The 19,750-nt window shown below is 62.1% G+C and carries 20 protein-coding genes; all 20 read right to left on the minus strand.

Going from position 1 to position 19,750, the window contains the following annotated elements; translation table 11 throughout:
• Position 1 precedes the first annotated feature (1 nt).
• The 20 genes from H0X90_RS26510 to H0X90_RS26605 all read right to left on the minus strand — a co-directional run bounded on the left by H0X90_RS26510 (position 2) and on the right by H0X90_RS26605 (position 19,716).
• Positions 2-589 (minus strand): ATPase, T2SS/T4P/T4SS family, encoded by a 588-nt coding sequence (locus H0X90_RS26510; protein ID WP_196438268.1) that lies wholly within the window; start codon positions 587-589, stop codon positions 2-4.
• 28 nt (positions 590-617) lie between these two features.
• Positions 618-1,664, minus strand: a complete 1,047-nt coding sequence (locus tag H0X90_RS26515; protein ID WP_196438269.1) for a CpaF family protein — start codon at positions 1,662-1,664, stop codon at positions 618-620.
• A 274-nt stretch (positions 1,665-1,938) separates the two neighbouring features.
• Positions 1,939-3,147, minus strand: coding sequence for a VWA-like domain-containing protein (locus tag H0X90_RS26520; RefSeq protein ID WP_196438270.1), 1,209 nt, complete (start codon positions 3,145-3,147; stop codon positions 1,939-1,941).
• 7 nt (positions 3,148-3,154) lie between these two features.
• On the minus strand, positions 3,155-4,084 hold the full coding sequence (locus H0X90_RS26525; protein ID WP_196438271.1) for a hypothetical protein: 930 nt from the start codon (positions 4,082-4,084) through the stop codon (positions 3,155-3,157).
• 99 nt (positions 4,085-4,183) lie between these two features.
• Positions 4,184-5,209, minus strand: a complete 1,026-nt coding sequence (locus H0X90_RS26530) for an ATP-binding protein (RefSeq protein ID WP_196438272.1) — start codon at positions 5,207-5,209, stop codon at positions 4,184-4,186.
• Positions 5,210-5,327: 118 nt separating this feature from the next.
• The gene (locus tag H0X90_RS26535; RefSeq protein ID WP_196438273.1) at positions 5,328-5,579 is read right to left on the minus strand and encodes a DUF3717 domain-containing protein; all 252 of its coding nucleotides are present in this window, start codon (positions 5,577-5,579) and stop codon (positions 5,328-5,330) included.
• 255 nt (positions 5,580-5,834) lie between these two features.
• Positions 5,835-6,299 (minus strand): hypothetical protein, encoded by a 465-nt coding sequence (locus H0X90_RS26540; protein ID WP_196438274.1) that lies wholly within the window; start codon positions 6,297-6,299, stop codon positions 5,835-5,837.
• A 14-nt stretch (positions 6,300-6,313) separates the two neighbouring features.
• A complete protein-coding gene (locus H0X90_RS26545) occupies positions 6,314-7,834 on the minus strand; it encodes a hypothetical protein (protein WP_196438275.1) in 1,521 nt (506 codons plus the stop codon).
• 78 nt (positions 7,835-7,912) lie between these two features.
• Complete coding sequence (locus tag H0X90_RS26550; protein ID WP_196438276.1) at positions 7,913-8,308, minus strand: hypothetical protein; 396 nt, start codon at positions 8,306-8,308, stop codon at positions 7,913-7,915.
• Between the two features lie 215 nt (positions 8,309-8,523).
• On the minus strand, positions 8,524-8,997 hold the full coding sequence (locus H0X90_RS26555) for a hypothetical protein (RefSeq protein WP_196438277.1): 474 nt from the start codon (positions 8,995-8,997) through the stop codon (positions 8,524-8,526).
• Positions 8,998-9,005: 8 nt separating this feature from the next.
• Positions 9,006-9,398 carry a hypothetical protein gene (locus tag H0X90_RS26560; RefSeq protein WP_196438278.1) on the minus strand — a complete coding sequence of 131 codons (393 nt, stop codon included), beginning with the start codon at positions 9,396-9,398 and terminating at the stop codon, positions 9,006-9,008.
• Between the two features lie 86 nt (positions 9,399-9,484).
• On the minus strand, positions 9,485-9,946 hold the full coding sequence (locus H0X90_RS26565) for a hypothetical protein (RefSeq protein ID WP_062911839.1): 462 nt from the start codon (positions 9,944-9,946) through the stop codon (positions 9,485-9,487).
• 268 nt (positions 9,947-10,214) lie between these two features.
• Entirely contained in the window at positions 10,215-11,042 is an 828-nt protein-coding gene (locus H0X90_RS26570; RefSeq protein ID WP_196438279.1) for a PRTRC system ThiF family protein, read from the minus strand.
• Positions 11,042-11,677: a PRTRC system protein A gene (locus H0X90_RS26575; RefSeq protein WP_196438280.1), complete on the minus strand. Its 636-nt coding sequence runs from the start codon at positions 11,675-11,677 to the stop codon at positions 11,042-11,044. The genes H0X90_RS26570 and H0X90_RS26575 overlap by 1 nt, the downstream gene beginning before the upstream one ends.
• A complete protein-coding gene (locus tag H0X90_RS26580) occupies positions 11,674-12,402 on the minus strand; it encodes a PRTRC system protein B (protein ID WP_196438281.1) in 729 nt (242 codons plus the stop codon). The genes H0X90_RS26575 and H0X90_RS26580 overlap by 4 nt, the downstream gene beginning before the upstream one ends.
• Positions 12,403-12,413: 11 nt before the next feature.
• Positions 12,414-13,556: a PRTRC system protein F gene (locus H0X90_RS26585; protein WP_196438282.1), complete on the minus strand. Its 1,143-nt coding sequence runs from the start codon at positions 13,554-13,556 to the stop codon at positions 12,414-12,416.
• 99 nt (positions 13,557-13,655) lie between these two features.
• Positions 13,656-13,874: a PRTRC system protein C gene (locus tag H0X90_RS26590; protein ID WP_196438283.1), complete on the minus strand. Its 219-nt coding sequence runs from the start codon at positions 13,872-13,874 to the stop codon at positions 13,656-13,658.
• Between the two features lie 8 nt (positions 13,875-13,882).
• Positions 13,883-14,323 carry a PRTRC system protein E gene (locus tag H0X90_RS26595; protein WP_196438284.1) on the minus strand — a complete coding sequence of 147 codons (441 nt, stop codon included), beginning with the start codon at positions 14,321-14,323 and terminating at the stop codon, positions 13,883-13,885.
• Between the two features lie 80 nt (positions 14,324-14,403).
• Positions 14,404-16,077, minus strand: coding sequence for a PRTRC system ParB family protein (locus H0X90_RS26600; protein ID WP_196438285.1), 1,674 nt, complete (start codon positions 16,075-16,077; stop codon positions 14,404-14,406).
• Between the two features lie 507 nt (positions 16,078-16,584).
• A complete protein-coding gene (locus H0X90_RS26605; protein ID WP_230877621.1) occupies positions 16,585-19,716 on the minus strand; it encodes an SNF2-related protein in 3,132 nt (1,043 codons plus the stop codon).
• Between the last annotated feature and the right edge of the window lie 34 nt (positions 19,717-19,750).

Genomic DNA, 19,750 nt, shown 5'->3' on the forward strand with positions numbered 1-19,750 from the left:
GTTAGAAAACGCGTTCGAGGACGTAGTCCCCGTCTTTGAACCCTTTCACCGCGAGTACTTCCGAGACATAGCGACGGCCGTTTTCGCGTTGAATATGGATGACATAAGAGAAGCACCTCGATATCGCATGGCGTATATCGAGCGGGCTCGTGGTGTCGGTGTACCCCGTCGCTGAGACCATCAGCACCTCGACGCGGGCCAGCGCCCCGCGCGCGCTTGTGCCGCACATCGAGGCCATCCCGCCAGTCCGACCCGCGCTATGGGCGCGAACAAACCACGAAGCCTCCGTGTCGCGAAGGTCGTCGACGATGAGCCGATCGGGGTACGTATCGATCGCCCACTGGACGAAGCAGCACCCGCCGTCGACGGGGACAGGTCGGATAGTCGAGGGATCTCCGCCTAGCACCGCCACCGTCCGCGCGTCGTCGAGCACGACCATGCGCTCGGTGTGAGGCACGTACGCGGCAAGTGCGCAAAGAAGCGACGATTTACCGCTCGACGCAATGCCAGTGATCAAGATATTGGCACCCTGCTCAACGGCATCAGCCAACGTTTGGATGCCAAAATCGCGGCTGGGAATCGAGGTCATTTTTGACGGACTCATAGGCGTTCGACCATTAGAAGACGCGCTCAAGAACGTAATCGCCGTCGCGAAAGCCCTTGATCGCAACCACTTCGGAGACGTGGCGCAGCTCACCGGTTCGCCGAAGGTGGATGACGTAGTGGAAGCAATCGGCGATAGCTTTGCGCATGTCGATGAGCTCCCAGCGGCTGCCGGGAGGGATACCCAACATCGCGAGGCTCTCGAGCCGGCTCAAACCGCCGCGCGCATCGTTCGAGTGGATGGAGCCCATACCGCCATCGTGGCCGGTGCTAAGCGCCTGGATGAAGTCGTACGCCTCCCCTCCACGCACTTCGCCAACGATGATTCGATCGGGGCGGAACCGGAGGCATAGCGCCACCAGGACCTGGGTCGTCACACCCTTGTCAGGGTTCGACAGCAGCCGGACACGGTTGGGAAGGTCGACCTTCAGCTCCATCGTGTCCTCGATCGTGATGACTCGCTCCTCGCTGGGAATCAGGCCATTCAGCGCGTTCAGGAACGTGGTCTTGCCGGTCGAAGTACCACCAGCGACGAGCACATTGGCGCGCTGTTGGACCATCGCGGTGAAGGCCTCGGCGAGAGCTTCGTCCGCGACTCCCGGTGGGAAGATCGGGCGATCGACACTTCGCTTCGCGTGGACCAAAGAGAACGCGCCCATCTGCGCATAATCCTTGATCGACAGATTGGTTTCACGGTGCCGCCGGATCGCGAGCGCGTCCCCATCGATCGCGGTCGGCTTCATGACCGTCGCGATCCGGAGATTCTTGTGGCCACCGTTGATAATCCCCTGCGACGTACCTGCCTGCGCCGACTTCTCAACGGAGGCCGCGAGTGCGTGGATGGCGCCTTTCAGCGTCGCCGGGACGAACTCGATATCGAGCCGGCTCATTTCTCCCCGCTCCTCAACCCAGATGTTGTCCGCCGAATTGATCATGACTTCGGCGACGTTGGGGGAGTCGAGGTACGGTTTGATGAGCTTCAGCGACTCGAAGAACAGCTGTACAGCGTTCTCTTCGAGCCGTGCGACCTTCAGCAAGGGATTTTCGGCAATTTCAGACATGCAGCTATTGTTCAAGCTGGCACATCCGCGAAAGGCCCGAAAGAATGGCTAAATTGAACAGCTTTCGCGTGCCCGAGAAAGCACGCGCCGACGCGTTCCGCACGACGCACGACACGCAACCGGTTGATGGGGGGAACCCGAAATGCTCTAGAAGAACGTGTAGCTTTCGCCCCTTTAGGACCTGCGGACTGGTGGCATGCGTTTGCGCGGGCGAAAAAAAACCCGGTCACTAGGACCGGGCGTATTACAGGAATTGGCTCCGACATGCGGCCGCTCAGCACACGACTTCGATCGTCTCGCCGAACGGCGCGCGGCGAGCGTGCTTGAGCGGTGTTGTCGACGCCCAAAGCACCGGGTATGCCGGCTCTTCGGTGGGAAACATCCCCTCCATGTCGGTCAGGTACACCAGAAACGCGGGATGGATATCCTCACCCTTAATCCGGCGGAACGGATCGACAAACGAGGTGCCACCGCCGCCTTTCAGCGGCGCGAGCTCGACCGGATCTCCCAACTCGAAGACCTGGACCTGCGTCACGCGTTCGTCGCAATCCATCACGATCAAGCGCCGCGGGCGGACCGCATCGGCAACGGCCAGAATCTCGGCCGCGAACTGCGCCTGCGTTTCATCCCAGACCGAACCGCTGGCGTCGCGGACAAACACCGCGTCACCAACTTGCGGCTCACTCAACGACGGCAAATACATGCCGAGATGCAGGTAGCGGCGATTCGGCTGCGCCCACGTGTAGTCCGTCGGTGCCGCGTCCTGCGCGAATCGATGCAGGAGCGATCGCCAGTCGACCACCGCAGCCACGGATTGCTCGACGGCGGCCTGCAACGCGCCGCCGAGCTTGCCGCACGCCTGCGCCGCCTTCGCCGCTTGCAACACGGCCACCTTCCACTCGGCTTCCTTCGCCGCCTTATCGGGCCCGGCGTACTGCCGGACTTCCCCGCAAGAATCGGCAGGCCCGGCCGGCCGGTCATCCGCCGAATCCCACGGGTCTGCGCCCGGCGAGCCAGCCGATTTTCCCGGCTTGCCTCCCGACTGGGGATCGGACGGCTGGCTGCCGCCCTGTTGCTTTGCCGCTTGCCGAGAATCGTTCAGGCGCTTGCCGTAGATTTCCTCCGCAGACATCCCCTTGAAGCGCGGGTCGACGAGCGCACCACGTGGAAGCTGCATGCCGGCATCCAGTACGATCGGGTTGATCGCGTAGTCGGCCGCCTCGTTCCAACCTGCCGGATCGCGATATCCCTGCCGCCAACAATGGCCGTTCGCAACGTGCCACACCTCATGGGCGAGCACGCCTCGGATCTCCAGGTCGGTCAGGCCCGCCGCATACGCCGGGTTGTAGCCCAGCGATTCGCCGTCCGTCCAAAACGTCCTGCAGCTCGGATCCTCACGGACTTTGAGCCGAAGCGCCAAGGCGCCGATGAACGGGTGGTCGAGTACCAGCGCGGTGCGCTGCTTCGCGATGCGTGCGTCCATAGCGACCTCATGCAGCTGCGAGGAACGACAGTCCAGTCGCCGACGGAGCCGGGACCTGGTCGGTAAGCGGCACCGCTGGCGCGCCGCCCATGAATGCCGCCATCAATCCCTCGATTTCGGTCGCCTTGGTGGCCACCTGCGAACGCAGCACGCTGGACTCCTTCAGCTCGGCGCCGTTGTGCGCGGCGAGGTGCTGCTTCGCCTCCGTGAGGATGTGCGCGAGCTTCGGGTCGTTGCTGAAATTCAGCTTCGGCAGCAAATCGCACAACTCGCGAACGTGATTCGCGACGTCGAGTCGGACGTTGCCGGACGCGTACAGACGCGAGGCCATCGTTGAGACAGCCTCGTACAGGCGCCCGACCAGGTCGTTGTTCGCGGTCTGGATCGACGCCATCGCATGCTCGTCGATCTCCGTGCGCAACGTGGTCAGGACATCGCTCGGCAGGTCGACGCCGAACTGGCTGGCGTCCGGGAACGGCAGCACCGACAGTTTGACGCCGAACTTGCCCTTCAACTCGGCCAAGCTCGGATAGTCCGCCTCGTTGTACAGGGTGTTCATCTCTTCCCTCGCCTGCTCCTTCAGGTCGAGGTAGTTCGTCAGGAAGATCGACACCGCGAGATCGAACTCGTCCTTCATCGCCCGCAGCCGGTCGGCCAGCTCCATGTAGACCATGGTCGGCAACAGACGCACGCCCAGCTGGTCGTACTTCAGCGTCCGGCCGTAGTAGTGCGAGCGGATCCGGTTGCCGATCGACAGCACTTCGGCATAGCTTGGCGCGTGCTCGGGGAGCAGGCGCTTATTGAAGCGTCCGATACCGCGCGCGCTGTGGCTTTTCTCGACCTCCTCGGTGACTTTCCCGTCGTAACGACGGGCAACCCACGTGGAAATTGCGAGGGATGACAACATGACCTTCGACTGCAGATCGGTGATGTTCATGAATAGCTCCAGATAGACAGAAAATGTCGAGACGAAAAAAAGCCACGGACCGGAATCGGCCGTGGCAACAGGTAAAGGCACTACAGGGTTTGAAGGCGGCTACTCGCCGCGGATAATCTTGCCGATCTCGCCGCCTTGCGCACGAATGAACGCATGGTGGTTTGCCAGCTCGGGCGTGCGCGCAGTGGCATCACGCACCAGCAGCGCCGTAAACTCGCGATGGCCGGCATCTACGAGGCGATCCGCATATCGCAGTACCCGCTCGAAATTGCCGTCGCTCACCTTGTGTGCGAGCGCGGCGGTGAGCGCGTACAGAATGCTCGGTTCTTCCGGGATGGGGCCCAGATCGGGATTCAGGAGAATCGCGTCGACCGAGGGCAGCGCCCGGTAGATCGCGAGAAAGCTGAGCAGCTCGGTGCCGGCAGCTTCGCCGACCGTCGCATTGATCGCGTCAGGCAGCATATCCGCCGGCACAACCTGCATCGCCTTGGCGAGAAATCCCCATTTCCGAGGACTTGCCGACGCAACGATGTCTCGACTACTACGCTCCTCCCAAAGCAGGCTGGGCCTGAAACGGAGGAATGCGATCAGCTCGGGCGGCACGTTCTGTTGAACCGCCCAGGTCGTCCAGTCATCCACCGTGGCTTCAAGCTCGACGACAGCCGCAAAGCGCGAGATCAAGGGATCGAGGATCCCGTTGACCGCAGCGTTGTCTCCGCGGCGATTGGTCGCCGCGACAAACGTGACGCAGTCCGGCAGTTGGTGTTCGCCGATTCGACGCGCCAGCAACAGCTGCATCTTGGCGGCCTGCACCGCCGGCGAAGCCTGGCCAAGGTCGTCGAAGAACCAGACCAGCGGACGCGTAGCCGACAGCGCCCGCTCGAGGTCCCCGAAAGGTAAGAACCGAGCATGCCTGCCGTCTGACGACGGAAACGGCAACCCCTTCGAGTCCGTCGGGTCTTCAACAACCGGGTGGCTGATGAGCAAGTCGTGCTCGGCCGCCTTGGCGGCAGCCTCGACGATGTCGGATTTGCCGATACCCGGCCGGCCGGAGACCAGCACCGGAAAGCGTTTCGGGATGTAGGCAGCAAGCAGCTTGGTAAGGCGTGCGGGAGAGAGTTTCATGGGGTTCCTGAGATGAAAGAGCCCCACGGAAATCGCGCCCGACAGGGACGTGACCCTGCGGGGCGATTGAAGACGCCGCGATGCGGCGGGTCGATGCGTCCAGGGACGCCGGTTGTACTTACGCGCGTGCGCCGGGCAGCGCCGCGGCCTGCTTCGGCGTCAGTGACGATCGCGGGACACTGCTTGAGCGGTTCACGATCATCACGCCGTAGACGTCCGCGAGAACGCGTGCCTCGGCGCAGAGAACGAGCAGCTCATCGGGGCCAGTCGGCGCCGGCGAGCGATTGCGCCACACGTTGATCGCGACCTCGATCTCGCCGATCGACACGGCATCCGGTGGCAGAGGGTTGGAAGTTTCACGTTGGTTCACGGGTGACCTCGTAAGTGTCGCCCCGTGAACGACGCCCGGCGGGACGTGATTCCCTGGGGCTGGAAGTGGCCGCATCGCGGCGGATTCGATGCGTCGCTGACGCGTTGAGTAAAGCCAGTGTAGGAGTCGGGCCCCCGCGGGCCGTGCGAAAAGATCGAGAAATTCACGGGGCTTTGAAATCATCCCGTTCCGAATAGACGAAAAAAAACCGGCGCACGAGGCGCCGGTTGTTCAACATCGGGGGAAGACCACCCCCTACGTCCCAAGCAGGTCGCCCTGAACGTTCATTATCGGAAGGACTGCCTCCCGGATCTCAGCATCGCGCTCACGCATCCGTCGCGTTCGCTCCTCGGCGACACCGTTGTGCTTCTCGACGACATAGATGAAGTACAGCGGCGTTGCTGGCCCGCGCCACGCACACCATTCGGCCATGATTCGCGCACGGATCTCCGCCACGCACGCGAAATAGGACGCACGACCGGCGCGCCATTGTCTTGCATCGAGATCGCGCATTACCTGCTCACTTTCGCGGGCCCTGTCGATACGCAGCGCCTTCTCCGCGGCGACGTCCGTCTCGGGTACTGGCGCGAGCTGATCTGCGAACAGCGGGCAGTCACGCTCCAGCTTCCGCGCAACGCGCTTGTGCCGATTGAGAAACGCCTGCTCCTTTCGGCGGGTCCAGACGTAGTCGCCGTACCGCACGGTTCGATCAAATCGCATACTTTGCTCCTCGATCAAACGGCGAGCGACGTGAGCCGCGACCGCGCATAGTCTAGCGTGCCGTTCTTCGCATGGAGCGTTCGCCCCTCGGTGGAACCAGGCTTCGCCAACGCATAGCGCGTCGCCGCACCATGCCGAAAACTGCGGATCTCGGAATAGCCATCAGCGATCGCGCGTTCGACGTGCTCGATGCCCGTGATGACGACATTGTCGGGCGTCCGATACCGCGCGAGGCCGGCCTGCTTCTTCGCGTCGTTGGCGGCCTCTTCGGCGAGACGTTGCGCCTTGGCGGCGTCCTGCTTCACCTGCCATTCGGCTTGTGCCGCCTCATCGAAGCCGCAGAACGCAAAAATCGCGCGCCGCCGGCGTGCCGAATTCAGCCCACGCAGCGACAGCCCAAACTGCTCGCGAAGGACCTGCTTGCTCTGCTCATTCCAACCGTCGGCGTGATCCAGAACCTTCAGCAGGGCGGCGACGTCGCGGGCTTCGACCGCGGCGGCAAACTGGTTCGGCCCTTCGAACGTCGTACGCCCTCGATCCAGCTTCGCCATAGCGGTCCGCAAGTCATACTGCCGTTGCGAGATCCGCCCTCTCTTCCGGTCTGATGCGAGACTGTCCAGCGACTTCTTGAGGACGGCGTCCCCGATCAGCTGACGCAAGCGCTCGGCAACAGGAGACATCCCTATACCAACATCCACCGGGCGTTGGTATTGCACAGGAAGGGCCGGCTTGTCCACGAGGCCATCGGCGAACAGCCTGTCGTCGACGTCGATGTACGTGCTGTCTGCCGGAGCGGTCCGCAACGCCTCGACGACCCTCGCGCCGAGTGCCGCGTCGATAGTCCGCTTCTCGTGACGGAAGATCGCCACCGCAGACTGCATGACGTCGTACGGAAGCGAGTTACGAAGAACGGGAACCTCCAGAAGGACGGGGAACCACTCCAGGTCGTACCGGAAGTGTTTCGTGTCGCCACGATAGTCCGCCAACACCGCGTCAGGAATCCGCTGATCCTGGAACAGCGCATAGGCGACGTGGAGCTCGTGTCGGCCGTTGACCCCGCCCGACAGCGAGAGACGCGGACCTTGCGATGTGTAGCCGAAGAGGTTGACGGCGGCCTGATCGCAAACATCGGGTAGGCGAAAACTGGATCCCGCGGCACGCGCAGCCTCTACCTCGGCCTCCAGTTGCGCGCCAGACAGCATCCACGCCGGCCGCTTCGCCAGCTCGAACACGAACTGGAAAACTTCCCAGCGCTTACGGGTGATCTGCCATGGCTGGAGCTGCTTTCCGTCCTTGGTGAACCAGCGGTCACGAAGTTCGGCAAATATCGACGTGAAGATCGCGTGCGCGGTGCCCGGCTGACGGACGGTCAAAATCCCGTTGTAGCGCAGGATCGGCAGTGCGGTACCACCACGCGTCAACGAGATTTCCGTCGTGTCGTAAGCGGACAGGGATGCGTCGTGGAAAAACACGTGGAAAACGTGTGCCAGGGTGTCGACCTGGATTGCTGCGTTGGGTGTATGAATCGTGTACATCAGTGGTCGTCCTTTCGAAAGGGGCAACCACCCCATCCGGGCAGTTGCCCCGGATTGGGAGAAAGATAAAGTGATGCGTCAGTCGAGGTCGAACAGCCTTGATACGGCGGCAGCGATTGCCCAGGCATGGGACCGCGAGCGCGCGCCGATGCGAATCACCGGTTGGATGCGCCTGTGCCCGTCCACCGCTCGGATGAAGTTCACTTGCACACCTGTAAGCCAATCGAGCCGTATGACCGAAACGCTCGTATGCCCGGCCCGATAGAGTGCTCTCGGCCACGCCGACGTTGCGCGAAGCCCGCTCAATTCCTCGGACGCTTCCGCGTATTGGTTGGCGGCTACCACCCATTCCGGTTCGAGACCAGCGTTGCGTAAGGCGCGGTCAATTTCTGCTGCGACGTCGCCCACGGTCTTGCCGACCGGATCGAACGGCATATTGGCCAGTTCAACCGGCAAATCCAGTATTTCAGCCATGGAAGCCCCAAAACAAAAAGGGCCACACCGAAAGGTGTAGCCCTTGATAGGAAGGCGGCCGCCCAGAGGGTCGGCCGTCAGTTCGATTTAATGCGTGTGGTGACGCAGAGAACGACGTTGGTCGCGCTCCGCCTTGCGACCGCGTTCGCATGCGACGATGCCGTAGCCGCAGAACACCAGCGTCAGAAGCAGTGCAACAGGACCGAAGTACATATTCATTCTCCGTTCATGGAATCCATGCCTACGATGTAGGTTATCACACCGATCACGACCAGAGCAGCGACGTTCATCGCCGCCCAGATCGAGAACTCCGAGATGGCGTGCACGTAGCCGACTAAGCCCACGATCGACGAGACCGTCAGCGTGTGGCAGAACCGCCCGAACTGCTGCCGCTGGTCCTTCGACCAGGACGCGCGAACAAGCCGCGTACTCAACCGGGACCGTGACGAGGCTGCCGGCGGAACCACCGAGACGACAGCAAAGCTGTCGCCCGTCGAGTGAATGAGCTTGGCCTCATTCCCATCCCAGGATGCGGTTATCGTCGGCGGCGGCTCGCTGTCGTGCACTACCGCCAGGACGGCACGGACGCGGGCCGGAACATAGACCATGCCCAGATCCGCGTCATAGGACCCGCGATCGATGATCGTCACCCCTGAAGGGTACTCAATGCAGACGTCGACGAATTGCATCAAGCCTCCTATCGCCGGTCGCTATCGAGGCCGTCCACGAGCCGCAGGCCGCCAAGCAATGCCTGGTAGCCCTCGTCCGTGTCGAGCTGCGCGAGCGGCACGACGTTGTCGCCGCCCCCCGACAGGTCGCGGTGACCCCGCCGCGTGCGGAACGACACCGCGACTTGCTGGCGCGACGACGTATCCGCAACTTCGAGCATCATCCGGCTGGTGCGCAGCGTGATGCGGCAGCCGCGGCCAGCTCTCGCCGGCTCGGCCACCACCTCGTGCTCGCCCGCGCGCAATCGCAGGTCGCGCGCAACACGGCGGAGCATTCGCGTCGCGTCGTGAGTCAACGCCGCATCGGACGCGACGCCGCCCGCGCGCCGGTCCGCATACAGAACTTTCGGTACCTTGAACATCTTGCCCTCGGAATAAAAAAAGCGAGGCCCCGGACGGGAACCTCGCTATGCAGGAAGAAGCCGGCGGCTGCCGGCGAAAGGACGGCTTAGCGCGTGATGCGCATGCCGGAAGAACTGCTGACGAGCATCACGCGATCACCGGGGGCGAAGCGCTGCTCGTCGGATTGAACGACCACCAACGTCCGCCCGGATCCCGTGCGTACGACGACCTCGAGGCCGGCGTGACGCGCAAGCGATTCCGACAGACGCTGCGAGACGTAGGCCGCACCGGCGCCAGCAAGCGCGCCGGCGATGTACCGCCCGTTGCCGCCACCGATCGTGCGGGAGCCGAGAAATGCGCTGACACCCGCGCTCAACAGCGACGCCAAGCCGGAACGGTCCGACTCGTTGGTGATCGTGATGCCGCGCACGCTGACGACGGTGGCCGCCTCGATTTCGCCCGCGCGCTGAACGTCGTAGCGCTGGTAGACGTCGGGAGAGCCGAAGTCATACGAAGCACATGCGGTCAGGGACGCGAGAAGCAGGACAGAGATGAGAAGCTTGAGCATGACGATTGCCTCAAAAAAGAGGGCAATCGCCCGTCAGGGAGATTGCCCTGACAGCGGAGCCGACACGTTGTCGGTGAGAGAAATGCGCACGGACAGAGCCGATGCGATTGGGTCGATGCGCAGATGCGCGAGAAACAGATTCAGTGTAGGACCGCGCGCCGGCGCCGCGCGCCAGAATCATCGAGAAAACGGCCCCGCTTTCCACTGGACGAAAAAAAAGCGCCTGCCCGATTACTCGGGAGGCGCTGGTTGAAGTTGGGTTGGCAATCTACCACGGGATATCCGGGTCCATCGGATCCGCGCCCTTGCGCCGCCTCGACTTCTTCGGCTTTGGTGCGTCATATCCGAAGCGCGCCCATGCGACAGGATCGATCGGTATCGGGCTTGTGCGCCCCGTCTCGAGGTTCACAAAGCTGCCCGAATACTTCAGCGACCCCGTCCGATAAAGCGTCCAGAGTAGGTTGTAGGCCTGTACCGAGATCGCCTGATTGATGACCAGGGACTGCTTGCGCAGGGCATCAGCCATCGAGCAGGACGGCGCGTCGTCGTCCTTGTCGTTCTTGGCGTTCAGCAGGTCCGGGAACAGATCACCCACATGGGGCAATCTGTCGTGCCGGGCCCGGCCGAGCTCGCCAAGGATGACCTGGCCGCGATCCGTCTCATTCCCGCAGTCGAGGTAGTAACGACAACTCCCCCGCTTCGCTGCCCGCACAATGGCGTGCCGCGCGCGACGTGAGTCGACGCAACCCACCACGATGTCGGCGATGATCCGCACCGACGAATCGACACGCCGCGGCTCCGCAACCCAGTTGGTACCCATCAGGTTGTTGAGCCGATTCACGAGCAGCAGCGCCTTGTAATGCCCGACGTCATTGGGATAGAACCCCTGCCGCCCGACATTCGTCTCGCTTACCGTGTCATCGTCGTACACCGTGCACTCGATCCCGCCAGGGTGGCCGAGCTCGATCATGGCGTGATGCAACCGCGCGAGACTGGGAAGAAATGCGCTCCCGGTCCCGCCGGCTCCAACAACCACGACACGCCACGTCCGACGGATCATGTCGGCCGGAATACCGTGAGTGATCACCTCGCTCATCACGCCACCTCCGTCGTCAGCGCGGCCGCCCATGACTCGGGAACGCGTTCGAACTTCTCGAAGATTCCTTTCGCGCAAAACCGCAGCGCGACCGACGGCGTACGATCGCAACGGCCCAGCACAAGCGCAAACTTCACGTCGTGCTTGTCATCCTGATTGTCCGTGCGCGAGAAGAACGCCTGGCCGGTGCCATGGGAATGGCAATCCACCACCAGCCATTCGTCGTCTGCCAGTCGCGGACGCTCATAGACCAGATGCCCCGGCCCGTGCGATAGTGAAGGCAATGCAACGATACGGAACTCACCGGTCACGCTGTTCCAGACAATCCACGCGCCGACCTCGTTTGGCAACGCCGCCCGGGCAATCGCATGAAACTCCGCGACGAGCGTGACGGGAATCTGCCCGCACAAGAGCGCCGTCGTCTCTTCGACGTTCCCGTACGGGACAGCTGTCGAGACCGCGTACTGCGCGATGCGACGCACCACGTGCACCCAGGGACGCGAGATTTCGAGATAGACGCCATCCGATGCGATGAGCAGACGCTCACCCGAACGCGCCATCGGGACAACGGCCTCCCGCGACGGAACCATCACCGAGGGGAACGACTGCTGAAGAACGGTATCGAGCGGATTCATGCATTCCTCCCGAGTTGGCCGTTCACCAGCTGCTCGAGCGTCCGCCTCATCGGGACCAGCGCGTTGAGCGGAAACGTCTCGCCGAACTTGCCGTCGAGCATGTCCCGCCAGAACGCGTGCTCGCCGTCCTTGTACTCGATGCGTTTACCGCCGGCGTTCGGATGCGTGAAGGCCGAGTCGAAGAACCCGGCTTCCCAGCCATCGATTGACACCACATCCACACGCTTCGGAACCCGCGCGCTACCGATGCAGATCCGACCCATGTCCCAGGTGTTGAAGTACGGCGGCTCGAACAGCGGCGTCTCGCGTACGGGGCGATCGCTGCATGCCACCGCAAACACCGAAAAACCCTGATTCGAGGCCTGGAACACCAACCCGGGATTCGGAACCACGGCGCTTCGCTTACCGAGGCTCTCGCATTCGAAGAACACCCGGCGCATCGCTGGCGGACACCACCACGTGACTGCTTCTGGCGAGACCCCGAGCACCGTCGCTGGCAAAAACTCCGCCCGCGGGGCAACGTGTTCGGCGAGATGCTTCAGCGTTTGAACAAGCACCTTCCGGTCAAGCGGACGACCGGCGCCAATGACGGGTCGACCGCTTTTGCGGTCAGCGATGACAGCGTGGGCTGTCGCAAAATGCGCGCCATCCTTGCCCGTATAGAGCAACAGCGCTTGCGACAACGCGACATCAGAGCCGGTTCTACCGGCCGAGATACCAGACATAACACACTCCTTTAAGTAGGTTGGCTCACCAGCGCGAGAAGCCGGTCGAGATGAGTGAGAATTCGAAACGCCAGTGCCAGGTCGGCGTACTGGCGGCGGATAGCCTTCGGAGTCGACTCCAGCCGGGAGAACCCGCTGTAGGTCGTCGCATCCCCGCATTGAGCGGCACCGTCAAAGTGATGGTCGAGAAGGTCGCCAACAAACGCGTTGTCCTCGACGATCACCGAACAAATTCCATAGACAGGATTTGCGTCGTAGCTCACGTGAAATAGATTTCGCGTTCGGCTACGGCGCATCAGCGCTCGGAGGTTGAGAACCTCGGTGCATACCCGCCGAGGCATGCCCCTGCTGCGAGCGCGAAGCCGCACCAGCTCCGGGTCGGTCATGGCGCGCCGATCACGCCACTTACCGCCGCTAAACACACACGGATCAGCGTCGTCCGGGCAAAGCTGTGGCCGAACAACCGACGGCAGATACGCGGAGCGTGTTTCTGTGTCGTCCTCGAAGCGTTCCTTCAGCGCTTCGTCCGCATCCTTGTCTGAAATGTTCGGATCGCCGTCCCAATACCAGCACGAAAATTCGTATATGAACCAGTCAGGCAGGCGGATGAACATCGTACGGGCCGATGCGCGGTACACCGCGGCCATCACCGTTCGGAAGAGCAACGGGTGGGCCGACCGCAGTGTCTCGATCGCCCCTTCAAGCGAGTAGACCCACTCGTCTTCAAGACCGAATCCGAAAAATAGCGGCGTCGGATCCTCATCGTTGTTCCCGTTACCGAGGCCATCGAGAACATCACGAACCGCATGCGCGTCGAATAGATGCGGCGTGAATCGCAGCCGGGAAAACTGACCATGCTGACGTTGCGTCCACGCATGAAACGCCTGCTGGAACGCGTCGCCGGCGTCGGCCGGATCATGAACATCGCCTGCGCGTAACGGCCCGTACTGGAAATGCTTAAGGACCAAATCGGACAGGTTCACGTTTTCGCGCCACTTCAACCGCACCGCGCCCGGCACCTCCGTCGAGAAGGAAGGAAGCGTCAGAAGATCAGCGGCAGGTCGACGTCCGGCAGCGGCAGCGCGTGGCGGTTGCCAGCGCGCGGCCGAGCCAGCTGCGATGCTTGAATCAGGGAGTGCAGGATCGAAGAACATTTCCGCATTTCCTCGTCATATAAAAAAACCGGCCTTTCGGCCGGTTCCTGTTGATTGAAGCCACCATCCGGAGCGGACAGGGCTTTGAGCAGATCGCGTTTACGCATGGGCACCCTTGGCACCCGCTGCGCGGACGAATTTGTAGTGCGCCACCTCGCCCTTCATGTCCGGGCCGTCGACCGCAGCGGTCGTCAGCTCCGGATACTGAGCGGTGTACAGGTCACGAACCTGATCCGGCGAGAATGTCGGGCCGGGATCCATGAGCGCCATACCGTTGTAGGTGAACTCGCGTACCAGTGCAGCAATGCTGATCGACATGATTTACCTCACAGAATCAACGAGGACAGATCCGTGCCGGCCGGCTTCTCAGCGGCAGCGGGCGCGACATCCGCCGGTGTGGCGGTCGCACCGCCTTCGTCGTCGGCGTCGCCTGCGCCCGCGTCTGCGTCTGCGGCCGTCGGCATCGATGCTTTCGCCAAGACCTTCTGCGCCTTCGTCGCCTGCGTCTGCTGCTGGGCTTCCAGGATCGCCTTGGTAGCCGCCACCTGTTCGCCGAGCGACTGGTGCGCCGCGGTAAAGCTACCGATTGCCGCCGCGAAACCCTCGTCGAGCTCGCTGGCCGTCGCTTTCAGGATCAACGGCTGTCGCAACATCGCGTCCTTGCCGCCGGCCGGCGTCAAAAACACGACGATGTTGTCGCCATCCATCGTCAGCGACAAGACGAGTTTTTCCGCGGATCGAAGTAGCGGTTCGAGTGCTTGAAACATTTAAATCTCCATAAAAAAAATATGCGCCGCACGAGGCGGCGCAGAACGTTGATGCGGTTCGGCCACGAGCCGCCCGCTACTTAGAACTCGAGAACCTTCAGAAGCTTGCCCTCGTAGGTGAACCCTTCGACGGCGAGCAACGCCGTGATGACATCAGCCTTCGCCTTCGAGAACACTTTCTTGAAGTTATCGCCCATGGCCGCGCGCAGCCCGAGCTCGTCCGCGATCACCATCATCTCTGCCTTCGTGACCAGTTCGAGAAACTCCTTGTCGAGCTTCCAGTACTGCGTCAGGTCGAGGTTGTGGTGCTTGCAGAGTTGCTTGAGATACGTGACGTCGAGACCTTCGATCGCCGCAACGAACATGCCGGTGACCAGCTTCGCAGCCTGCTCATCCGACGTCGCGCAAGCGAGAAAAAGGGCCTTCGGGAGATCAGCTGCAGGAGCCTTCTCGTCCGTCACCTTTTCGTAGACGGATCGGAAAACGTCCTCCTTGATCTGGCGCGCGTATCCCGCGAGGACGATTGCGATCAGGTACTGTCGCGCGAGCGCCGCGTTCTTGCCGACGTCCCGCCGCAAAGCCTTGCGCCAAAGTGCCTCGCGGTACTGCTTCACCCGGTCGGACTCAGCGACGACGGTTACCGCCGTCGGCGCAGACGTATCGGATCCGCCCTTACCAGCTGCCTTAGTCGAAACGGTCGAACCCTTGGTGTCAGAGGTCGCGGCTTTCGCCGCCGCCTTCTCAGCCGTGATCCGGTCCGCGACCTTGCGCATATTGCACACAGTGTCGAAGCACTGGCCGCGGAAGGTCTTGCCGAGAGAGTCCGGCAACCCGCTGACCGCGACGCCGTAGTTCTGGCAGCCGTGGCACGCCTTCGCTTGCGCCTCGCCCACCCCGTTCGGCCCTTCGACCGCGAGTTGGACGCGCGTGTGGTTGTCACCGGCGCGCACGATCCGTACGGTCGGAAATTCGTCCCGCAAGCCGTCAGCAATCGCCTCGAGCTGCTTGTCGGTCTTTCCGTTGTAGCACTGGCGATTCGTGCAGTTGCCGGTCGCGATCGACTCGCCGAACATCTCGGATTGCGTTGCCGAGTTGTGTGGGCACGCCGCGCAATCGGTTTTGTCGAAGATAGCGGCGGACAGAGAGCATGCCGCGCTCTCGACCAGCTTTCGCACGTCGGTGACGGACTTCTTCTCGGCGATGATCACCGGAAGAACGCGATCCTGATTTTCCTTGGAGAGCGCGGCCAGCAGCTCCGCATGACCAAGAAGAATCTGGCGCGTATTCAGGGCGATGAGGACTTCGTTACTGCAGTTCAGCAACGCGAGACGACTGTTGAGCGTGGGAAGGCTCCAGCCGATTCGCCTGGCAGCCTCTTCGCGATCGCCCTTGCAGCGGCCGAGCAGTCGCGCTGCGTCAACTGCCTCTTCACCGGGGGAAAGGTTCGACCGCTGGATGTTCTCGATGAGAGCGATGTCTTCAGCTTCGGCATCGTCGACAAACACCACCGTAACCGGCATGTCGTAGTCTTCACCGCGCGTTTCCATTGCGGCTTTGTACCGACGGCCTCCGGCTATCAGCTCGAAGTACTCTTCGTCGAGCGGCCGAACGATGACGGCGGTATGGACGCCGCTTACGCGGACCGTAGCCTTCATCTCCTCCATCTCGGCGTCGTCGAAGTACGTTCGGGGGTTTCGCCCGAGCTTGATCCGGCGCAGCTTGACGGTGGGTTGCTGCAGATGTGCGTGTTGCATGTCAGGTTCTCCGAAGTGGGAACCTGCCCCCGATCGGGAGTGGTTCCCGATGGGGTTGGAAAGGAATGCCGGCGACGCCGGCTGAGTCGATGCGTCAGAGACGCGGTAGATGAGGAAAAGATACCGCCTGAATTCGCGGGACTGCTGCGGAAAGCCCGAAAGAAACACCCAGCTTTCAAGCGCGTGCGCCCGCCGCGCGCATCAATTAAAAAGGCCCGATCAAATGATCGGGCCTGAGCAAAGGAACTGGGGCGTCCACTGAACGCTACGCTGCACCTTCTCCATTGACGGAGCGACTGAGCAACGTCGTGACAGCGCCGCTGACCATCCATCCAACAAACTCGGTCTCGTACGGTTGGTGGACAAGACGATCGAGACATACCACTTCCGCGCCGCCCTTCGTCACCTTTCCGAGAACTCCCGCAACGGTTGCGGTGCTCGACCCATCCCGCTTGATTGTCACCACGCCATCGCCAATCGCAACAGTCACGCGCCGTTCCGCTTTCATTACGCTGCCTCCTTCAACAATTTACGCATGTCGTACGTCTTTTCACCGTGAAGCCGTGCAATGTCTTCGACGAACGCATCCAACAAGGTGTCCATGTGCAGAAACGCCTCGTCTTCGAGCTCGGGTGTCGCCCAGTCCAGACCTGCCTGCATCGCGTCACGCTTGTGCGCGACCATCTGGTCCTGATAGACATCAATGCTTCCGGGCAAGTGGAAGTACTCGACACTCAACCGTCCCTTGCGATTCCACCGCAAGGCCCGCCGCATCGCCTGGTACTCCGCACGCCAGGTCCACGACCGGTCGTAGAACAAGACATAGTCCGCGTTCGGGAGGTTATAGCCTGCCCGACCCGACTCCTTGGTTGAAAGCAGGCCCGTTGCGAGTCCGGTGAGGAACCGTTGGTCCTTTGCCTTCACCCGCTTGGCTATCGGGACACCGCCATGGAACAGCACCGTGTCGATCTTGCTAACGTCGAGCTCGCGGGCGATCAGGTTCAGCACGCCGGGGTTTTCGGCGAAAACGATCGCCTGCTTGCCTTCGGCTGCAATCTCCCGCATCCGGTCGATCACGGCACGCTGTTTGCTGGTCAGCCCACTGCGGCGCTCGATCCCCTCCATCCCGTACTGCGGATAGTTTGCGGCGAAGTGCACCGCCCGCATTCTCGCAAGGATCGTCACCAGATTGCAGGATGTACCGTCCTTCTGGCGATCTCGGTACCACGATGCGAAGTCGTCGGCCGCGCGCAAGTACATCGCGAGATGATCCGGCTCCCAGTCCACTGTGTGAACGCGGATTTCCGGCGCCTCGATCTGGATGTATTTCGCGACGTCCGGCTCGCACACCAAGCGACGCTTGAGGTGCGGCGCGAGCATCGCTCGGTAAAGCGACAGATTTCCTATCTTCGGCACTTCGCGCTTCGCCCCATCCTGCAAGTTCTCCGCGAATTGCCACGTGACCCACTCCGTCACGACGAAATCGTCTCGGAATCGATCTATGCCGCGGTCGGCGTACTCTACTGACTGGAGCCAGCTCTGTTCGAGATAGCCGCGGCGATACCCGTACGGTTGAGCAGCGGTGCCATCACCCCCTGCAAATGCGATCAGGCCGAACGCGTCTCGCGGGTAGTTCGGAATTGGGCTACCCGTCAGCACGTACCGCCGGCGTGCCGACAATCGCCACAGCGCCCGGCTTTGCTCGCTTGTCGGGTTCGCTAGACGCTCCCCTTCGTCGGCGACCAGCAGGCCAATTCGACGCCGCAGGCGGTGCGCATACGTCGCCCGTCTCGACTGCGACGGATCGACCACCATACGCAAGCGCTCGTACGAGATCAGGTTGAAGCGGCGCAGATCATCCAAATCGGCGGGCGACTCGATAACCTTGATTTCGTCCATACCAATCGGCGTTAGCGCAGCTTCGGCCAACAGCTCCGAGACCAGACGCGCTTCCACCACAATCAGCCCATGCTTGACGCCGGCCGCCAGAATCAACGCGAGCGCGAGCCGCGACTTGCCGCAACCCTGCTCCCAAGCGATCACGCATCCCGACGGCTTCATCAGCGTCTCGATAAGATCGTCGACCTGGAATTCCCAGTCCAACCACGTGGGAATGCCGAGTGTACTGACGCGGGAACGAAGCGCCGCGGCGTGATCAGGAAAGCGCGCCGCCAACCCTTCGTGGACAACCTCCCATCCCTGATCGACGTTTTCAATCGCGAATCGCGCGTTCAGCTCGTCGACCGCGAGGCGGTACTTCGCGCCCTTGAATCCGTACCCGTACGTGCCATCGGCTTCCCGCTCGAACACCACTTCGTCTCCTGCCTTGATGAGCGGGCTCGCCCACATTCGGTCGTCAACCTTATGCGTCGCACGCGCCCTGCCAACCACCGACGACGCCGATCCGGCTCCCGCCGAATACACAACGTGCCGCAACGGCGTCTGCTGCCGCAGTGATCGCCGGGATCGCGCGGCGAGGTGCTCACGCAGGCCGGGCGCGACGCTGGGTTCTCCGCCTGCGGCTCGGATACGCCCGATCAGCCTCTCGAAGGCGCCTTGCGGATCTTCCTGGACCAGATACACCTCCAGGTCGAGTAGCCCCTGACCCGCATATCGGAACCCGCGCGGCAACCGATGGCCATCCGTCGAGAAAATGCGGTGATCGTAGATAGCGTTCAGCACCATCGCTTCGGTGAATCCGCACCTGAAACCCAGTCGAATCCAGCGACCGTCGTGCGCGACGACAACCCGGGCGTCTCCGGTTACCGGTCGTGTGATTGCAGGAATGGAATCGTCGAGCGTCTGCAACTGCAGCCGTGGCCGATCAAACGACCGCTCCTCCCAATGTAGGCTTAGGAGCGGTGCGGGTCGGCCGAGGTCAGCAGCTGCACGGACGAAGTCGCCCGGCCGTGTCCTGTATCGATCGAAGACGAGCACCGCAGTCCGGACGTTTGCGCCCTCCAACTGGAAGGCGTCGTCCGGCAGCTCGAAGTAGCCGGCCAACCGCTTTGCGGCCCCGTAGTAGTGAAACGGCTTTCCGAAAGTCGCACCGGCGATCGCTTCGGCCATCGTTGCCGGTAACAAGGCAACGACCACGTTCGCGGCTTTCAGAGCTTGAGCCAGTGCATAGTCATGAGACAACGCGCTGGTGTTCGGGCCATATCGTCCAATCGTGGTGCACTCGAACGGATACAGGTGCGGCGACTCGAGGTGAAGCGAAAACGGCGGATTGATCATCGCGACGTCGAACCCGGATGGTCGGATTTCTTCCATCCCGGCCTGACGAATCGATACCTTGAAACCCGCTCCCTCGAATACCGACTGACATGCTTTCACGGCAGGATCGTGTACATCAACGCCGTAGATCGAATGCCGCTCCGGATCACCAAACTGCAGGAGACGCCCCGAGCCGATCGAGTTGTCGAGAACATGGACCTTGCGCTTCGGCTTAAAGCGCTCGACGAATCCCCACATGTATCGGGCAACTGCGTCTGGCGTGAAAAATTGTCCGAGGTGACGCCGTCGCGCTGTGGCCAGCTCACCGTGGTGAGCCACGCCGACATCGAGCGAACCGAGGCTTTTCATCGCCCGTAGCGGCGCGTACCAATCGCTGGCTTCGAAATCGAATGCAGTCTGCATAAAAATCTCTCGATAGAAATAGAAACGGCCCGCC

It is taken from the genome of Burkholderia sp. 9775_39 (assembly GCF_015712225.1).
GTDB lineage: Bacteria > Pseudomonadota > Gammaproteobacteria > Burkholderiales > Burkholderiaceae > Burkholderia > Burkholderia cenocepacia.

Excerpts from the sequence above, each read along its gene's own strand:
- H0X90_RS26565 (WP_062911839.1), bottom strand. The coding sequence starts at position 9,946 with ATGCTCAAGCTTCTCATCTCTGTCCTGCTTCTCGCGTCCCTGACCGCA.
- H0X90_RS26580 (WP_196438281.1), bottom strand. The coding sequence starts at position 12,402 with ATGTCTGGTATCTCGGCCGGTAGAACCGGCTCTGATGTCGCGTTGTCG.
- H0X90_RS26595 (WP_196438284.1), bottom strand. The coding sequence starts at position 14,323 with ATGTTTCAAGCACTCGAACCGCTACTTCGATCCGCGGAAAAACTCGTC.
- H0X90_RS26590 (WP_196438283.1), bottom strand. The coding sequence starts at position 13,874 with ATGTCGATCAGCATTGCTGCACTGGTACGCGAGTTCACCTACAACGGT.
- H0X90_RS26600 (WP_196438285.1), bottom strand. The coding sequence starts at position 16,077 with ATGCAACACGCACATCTGCAGCAACCCACCGTCAAGCTGCGCCGGATC.
- H0X90_RS26520 (WP_196438270.1), bottom strand. The coding sequence starts at position 3,147 with ATGGACGCACGCATCGCGAAGCAGCGCACCGCGCTGGTACTCGACCAC.
- H0X90_RS26515 (WP_196438269.1), bottom strand. The coding sequence starts at position 1,664 with ATGTCTGAAATTGCCGAAAATCCCTTGCTGAAGGTCGCACGGCTCGAA.
- H0X90_RS26545 (WP_196438275.1), bottom strand. The coding sequence starts at position 7,834 with ATGTACACGATTCATACACCCAACGCAGCAATCCAGGTCGACACCCTG.
- H0X90_RS26555 (WP_196438277.1), bottom strand. The coding sequence starts at position 8,997 with ATGCAATTCGTCGACGTCTGCATTGAGTACCCTTCAGGGGTGACGATC.
- H0X90_RS26585 (WP_196438282.1), bottom strand. The coding sequence starts at position 13,556 with ATGTTCTTCGATCCTGCACTCCCTGATTCAAGCATCGCAGCTGGCTCG.
- H0X90_RS26575 (WP_196438280.1), bottom strand. The coding sequence starts at position 11,677 with ATGAATCCGCTCGATACCGTTCTTCAGCAGTCGTTCCCCTCGGTGATG.
- H0X90_RS26510 (WP_196438268.1), bottom strand. The coding sequence starts at position 589 with ATGACCTCGATTCCCAGCCGCGATTTTGGCATCCAAACGTTGGCTGAT.
- H0X90_RS26570 (WP_196438279.1), bottom strand. The coding sequence starts at position 11,042 with ATGAGCGAGGTGATCACTCACGGTATTCCGGCCGACATGATCCGTCGG.
- H0X90_RS26530 (WP_196438272.1), bottom strand. The coding sequence starts at position 5,209 with ATGAAACTCTCTCCCGCACGCCTTACCAAGCTGCTTGCTGCCTACATC.
- H0X90_RS26525 (WP_196438271.1), bottom strand. The coding sequence starts at position 4,084 with ATGAACATCACCGATCTGCAGTCGAAGGTCATGTTGTCATCCCTCGCA.
- H0X90_RS26550 (WP_196438276.1), bottom strand. The coding sequence starts at position 8,308 with ATGGCTGAAATACTGGATTTGCCGGTTGAACTGGCCAATATGCCGTTC.
- H0X90_RS26605 (WP_230877621.1), bottom strand. The coding sequence starts at position 19,716 with ATGCAGACTGCATTCGATTTCGAAGCCAGCGATTGGTACGCGCCGCTA.
- H0X90_RS26560 (WP_196438278.1), bottom strand. The coding sequence starts at position 9,398 with ATGTTCAAGGTACCGAAAGTTCTGTATGCGGACCGGCGCGCGGGCGGC.
- H0X90_RS26540 (WP_196438274.1), bottom strand. The coding sequence starts at position 6,299 with ATGCGATTTGATCGAACCGTGCGGTACGGCGACTACGTCTGGACCCGC.